Raw genomic sequence first — 4708 nt, 5'->3', positions numbered from 1 at the left:
CCGGGATCGGAAACGGGTGTGGCGCTGGCCACCGGCATGGTCGAGTCGGGGTCCGGCCGGGAGAGTGTCGTCACGGCACCCGGCCCAGGTGAGGCGCCGCTGATCAAGACGTTCCGTTACGACCTGTACGAGCCGACCGCACGTGCCAGGGCCAATGGCACGACCCCGCAGGGGCATTCGACCAAGCCGAACGAGCCACGGATGACGTCGCAGTTCATGGCGTACGACGAGGGCTACACCGGCGGAGTCGGCCTCTCGACCGGGTGGGTCGCGGGAGCCGAGGGCGGCGCCAAGAGCATCCTCACCAGTCAGCTTGCCGGCGCAGGCACGGTCCGGACGTGGTCGAGTGGGTCGTTGCTCGATGGCCAGCCGGGCATCTACCTGGACGACCCCAACCACCACGAAGAGAACGCCAAGTACGCGCAGGTCGCGTCGTTCGCGCCCTTCCCCGGCGGCACGACGGTGGCGACGACGAGCACGACCGTCGGGGCGGACCTGCTGGTGGCGGGGGTGACCCCGGCCGGTCAGGAGGTGCGCAGGTACACGCTGGGACGGTCGGCCCCCAATGCGACGACGCTCGATCCGAAGCTGGCGGCGACGCTCCCGCCGATCCCGGGCCTGACCGGTGCCGCGCCACTCGGTGGCAGGTAGCAGTCGACGCGGCGTTCTGCTGAGAGCAGCGTAGGCAGCGAAAAGCGCTGGCGTTGCGGCATCGTCGAGGTATGCCCGACGACAAGCAACCGTTATTCCATCAGCAACTTCGAGACAGTCTGTTCCGCAAGCGTGTGCTCGTCCTGGACGGTGCGCTCGACGACGACAACGGGACCGCGCTCGCCACGCAGCTCCTGACCCTCGCCACCGATGATGCCGACCAGGACATTGCGCTGTGGATCCACTCGCCAGGCGGCTCGGTACCGGCGATGCTCGCCATCCGCGACGTGATGCACCTCGTGCCGTGCGACGTCTCGACGCTGGCACTCGGATTGGCCTGCAGTGCAGGGCAGTTCCTCCTGTCCTCGGGAGCTCGCGGCAAGCGCTTCGCCCTACCGCACGCGCGCATCCTGATGCACCAGGGTTCGGCGGGCATCGCCGGCTCGGCGGTCGAGGTGGAAGTCCAGGCCGACGACCTGCGGCATACCCGTGACACCGTGCTCGGGATCATCGCCGAGGACACCGGTCAAGACGGCGAGCGCATCTTCACCGACTCATTGCACGACCGCTGGTTCACTGCCGAGGAAGCCCGTGAGTACGGCTTCGTCGACCGCGTCGTGGAGGACTTCTCCCAGATCGTGCCGAGGCACGCGCAGCAGTTCGGGATCGGCGCGCGCGCATGAGCACCTACACGATTCCGAATGTGCTCACGCGCAACGCCGGCGGCGAACGGATCATGGATGTCTACTCGCACCTGCTGACCGAGCGGATCGTCTATCTCGGTACGGCGATCGACTCCGGCGTTGCCAACGCACTGATTGCGCAGCTGTTGCACCTAGAGGCCGACAACCCGGAGCAGGAGATCGGCCTCTACATCAATTCCGAGGGGGGCGACCTTTCGGCGATGCTCGCGGTCTACGACACGATGCGGTTCATCAAGGCGCCGGTGGCGACGACGTGCATCGGGCAGGCAGTCGCGGCCGGCGCCGTACTCCTCGCGGCGGGAGCGGCGGGCCGGCGCGCGGTGCTGCCACACTCGCGAGTCGTGCTCCACCAGCCGGCGGCGCAGGGACGCGGCACCATCCCCGATCTGATCTTGCAGGCCGACGAGGTGGTCAGAGTGCGCAACCAACTCGAGGCGATCCTGGCCAGGCACACTGGACGCAGCATTGACGAACTGCGGCACGACACTGATCGCGACCGGGTGTTCGATGCGGACGGAGCAGTCGCCTACGGCTTGGCTGACCACCAACTCGACCAGCGAGCCTAGGCCGCCATCAGCATCGGACCGGCGGACCGGCGGATCGGGCGGCCCAGGTCGGCGGAGATGCCACCAAGCAGACGGATCAGTTCGATGCCGAGCGCACCGGACACCGCGGCGATCATCTCGCTCGACGGCTCCTTGCGGCCGCGCTCGATCTCCGAAAGGTACTGCGGCGAGATGCCTGCGCGCTCGGCCACGTCGACCAGACGGTCACCCCGGCCTTCACGCACGGCGCGCAGCCTGTGGCCCAGCACCTCGCGCCACAGTGGGTCCGGCTCCTGGCGGTCACGATGGATGCGGATGATCTCGCCCATGGCGACATCCTCGCTGGAACGCACGGGTGGCGCAGGCTTGTTCGCTGTCAGCGCAGCCGCGGCTAGGGCAGGTGCCAGAACACCCGGGTCACCAGGTAGAAGACGGCCACCCAGAAGGCGTTGGCCGCGAGGACGATTCCGATTCCCCGTAGGTTCGCCCGCACCCTTGGCGCCTCCGGCGGCGGCCGGAGCCAGCGCTTCAGCAACGGGTTGGCGTAGTAGGGCATGGTGAGGAAGCTCATCGTGAAGCTGGACAACAGGTTTCCGATCAGCAGGCCCAGCCACAGCGGCATCTTCAGCGGGGACAGCAGCAGGGTGAGCACCACGACGGTCGGATAGAGGCCCACCCACACCGCGACGGCACTCTTGGTCTCGGACGGCGGCGGCGCTTGGTTGCCGTGCTCGTCGAAGGCGAACCAACTGCCGAACGAATTGTCAACGGTGCGCAGCTGGAAGTCATGGAACGTTCTGCCTTCGGCGAGGAGCTCCCGGCGCTGGTCCGACACCATCCACCTGTCGAGATCCTCGGCGGTGCCGAAGCGGTAGAGGGCCGTCCACTCTTCCTGCACGCCCTCGACCGGCCGGAAGATCTCCGAACCGCGGTAGCCCTCGAATGCGCTCTCGGCCAACCGAAGTCGTTCTTGCCAGGCGAGGAACTCGTCGATCTGATCGGCGCCCACCCGATGGCTGACCACCACGGTGACGAGTTGATCCGTCGGCTTGGCCGCCCCGCCGACGACCTGCTGGGTCGGTGGTCCGTCCAGATACTTCTGGCCCGCCGCGAGGCGGTCCTGCCGGGTGGCGCTGTTGATCCAGGCCTGCACGTTGGCGATCGAGTCGAACCGGTAGACCACCACCCAGTCCGGCTGCACCGGCGTCGGCGCCGTGACCTCGGCGCCGAGGAAACCCGGGTAGTGCGACGCTGTCTCGTTGAGTTCGTGCTGCCAGGCGGTGAACTCGTTCTCGTGCTCCGGCCGGACCCGTTGGCCGATGATGACGGTCGCCGCAGTGTCGGTGGTCATCGACTTGGGCTCGTCGAGGGCAGCCGATCGTAAATGCGTTCCGGACTCAACGGCAGCGACCGGTACCGTATGCCCGTCGCGTCCGCGAGCGCGTTGGCTAGCGCGGGCGCCACCGGGTTGACGCATGATTCGCCGATTCCCTTGGACGCCATGGGCCCAACCGAATCGTGCGACGCGACCGTGATGACCTCGGTGCGGGGAATGTCGGCGAAGGTGGGGATGCGGTAGTTCCTCAGGTTGGGATTCACCATGACGCCGTCGTCGTCGACGTGAAAGTTCTCCGTGATGGCGAACCCGATGGCCTGCGCCACGCCGCCTTCAATCTGTCCGCGCACCTGGGCGGGATTGATGACCACGCCCGCGTCTGCGGCCTGCACGCTGTACAGGATGCGGATCTCGCCGGTCACCCGGTGCACGGCGATGCGGAACCCGTGAGCGTTGGTCGACACGCTGCGCGGTGACCCGTAGGCCTTGCGTGACTCGGTGAACCGGGTGTCGCGCGCACCGGCGGCCGTCAGCAGGTCGGGCAGGGTGAGCCGCGAATCACCGCACCGCACACCGTCGTCGTCCATCGCGCAAGCGGCCAACTCGGTGCCGGTGTGTCGCGCGGCGAAGCGCAGGATGCTCATCCGCAGCGCCGTGGCGGCCCGCAACACGGCGTTGCCGGATACGAACAGCCCCGCGCTCGCGAACGCGCCGGTGTCGAACCCCGTACGGTCGGTGTCCGATTGCACCAGGTGGACCCGTGCCGGCGTGGTGCCGAGTTGGGTCGCGGCGATCTGGACGTGGGCAGTCGAGGTGCCCTCGCCGAATTCGACCGTACCGACCGCGATTTCGTAGCTTCCGTCGTCTCGCAACGTCGCCCAGGCGTCGGAGATGTGATCCGTCGGCGGGGCCGTCTCGTGGATCGAGCTTGCCACCCCGCTGCCGATCAGCCAGTCGGGGCCGAGGTCGTCGTGGCCGGCGGTCCGTTGCAGGGCGTCGTCGACCAGGTCGAGGCACTCGGTCAACGTGTCCTCGTCATAGGACACATCGTCCGGGTGGTCACCGAGTGCGACGAGCGAATCCCCCGGCTGCACGACGTTGCGACGGCGCAGTTCGACCGCATCCATGCCGAGCGCGATCGCCAGTTCGGTGATCGCCGATTCGACGGCGAAGGTCGGCTGGGTCATGCCGTAACCGCGCAGCGCCCCGCTGGGCACGGTGTTCGTATACACCGAGTAGCCGTCGAATCGCTTGTTGGCACAACGATATTGCGCGACGGCCGCACCGCCTGCGAACAGTGTCTCGCCACCGTGGTTGCCGTAGGCGCCCGTGTTGGAGACGTTGTGGTAGTGGAACGCGGTGAGGGTGCCGTCGGTCCTGGCACCCAGCTTGACCGTGATCTTCATCGGATGCCGCGGCGAGGCGGTGGTGAACTCCTCCTCGCGGGTGTACTCCCAGCACACCGGCCGCCC

5 protein-coding genes and 1 pseudogene are annotated in these 4708 nt (G+C 67.7%); 3 read left to right on the top strand and 3 right to left on the bottom strand.

Annotated features, from left to right (window positions below):
* The 3 genes and pseudogenes from QOD90_RS00295 to QOD90_RS00285 all read left to right on the top strand — a co-directional run.
* Nucleotides 1-651: pseudogene (locus QOD90_RS00295) on the top strand (copper oxidase); the annotation flags it as partial.
* Between the two features lie 71 nt (nt 652-722).
* Nucleotides 723-1334, top strand: coding sequence for a ClpP family protease (locus tag QOD90_RS00290; RefSeq protein WP_526345501.1), 612 nt, complete (start codon nt 723-725; stop codon nt 1332-1334).
* Nucleotides 1331-1921: a ClpP family protease gene (locus QOD90_RS00285; RefSeq protein WP_526345499.1), complete on the top strand. Its 591-nt coding sequence runs from the start codon at nt 1331-1333 to the stop codon at nt 1919-1921. The genes QOD90_RS00290 and QOD90_RS00285 overlap by 4 nt, the downstream gene beginning before the upstream one ends.
* Here QOD90_RS00285 and QOD90_RS00280 read toward each other — a convergent pair.
* The 3 genes from QOD90_RS00280 to QOD90_RS00270 all read right to left on the bottom strand — a co-directional run.
* On the bottom strand, nt 1918-2229 hold the full coding sequence (locus QOD90_RS00280) for a helix-turn-helix domain-containing protein (RefSeq protein WP_526345497.1): 312 nt from the start codon (nt 2227-2229) through the stop codon (nt 1918-1920). The genes QOD90_RS00285 and QOD90_RS00280 overlap by 4 nt on opposite strands.
* Nucleotides 2230-2291: 62 nt before the next feature.
* Entirely contained in the window at nt 2292-3251 is a 960-nt protein-coding gene (locus QOD90_RS00275; protein ID WP_526345495.1) for an antibiotic biosynthesis monooxygenase, read from the bottom strand.
* The coding region (locus tag QOD90_RS00270) for a xanthine dehydrogenase family protein molybdopterin-binding subunit (RefSeq protein WP_526345493.1) at nt 3248-4708 on the bottom strand (1461 nt) is incomplete at its 5' end. The genes QOD90_RS00270 and QOD90_RS00275, both read right to left, overlap by 4 nt.

It is taken from the genome of Mycobacterium sp. (genome assembly GCF_032161845.1).
Lineage (GTDB): Bacteria > Actinomycetota > Actinomycetes > Mycobacteriales > Mycobacteriaceae > Mycobacterium.
Note: the sequence above shows the minus strand (reverse complement) of the source record. Positions and strands in the feature narration are given on the sequence as shown.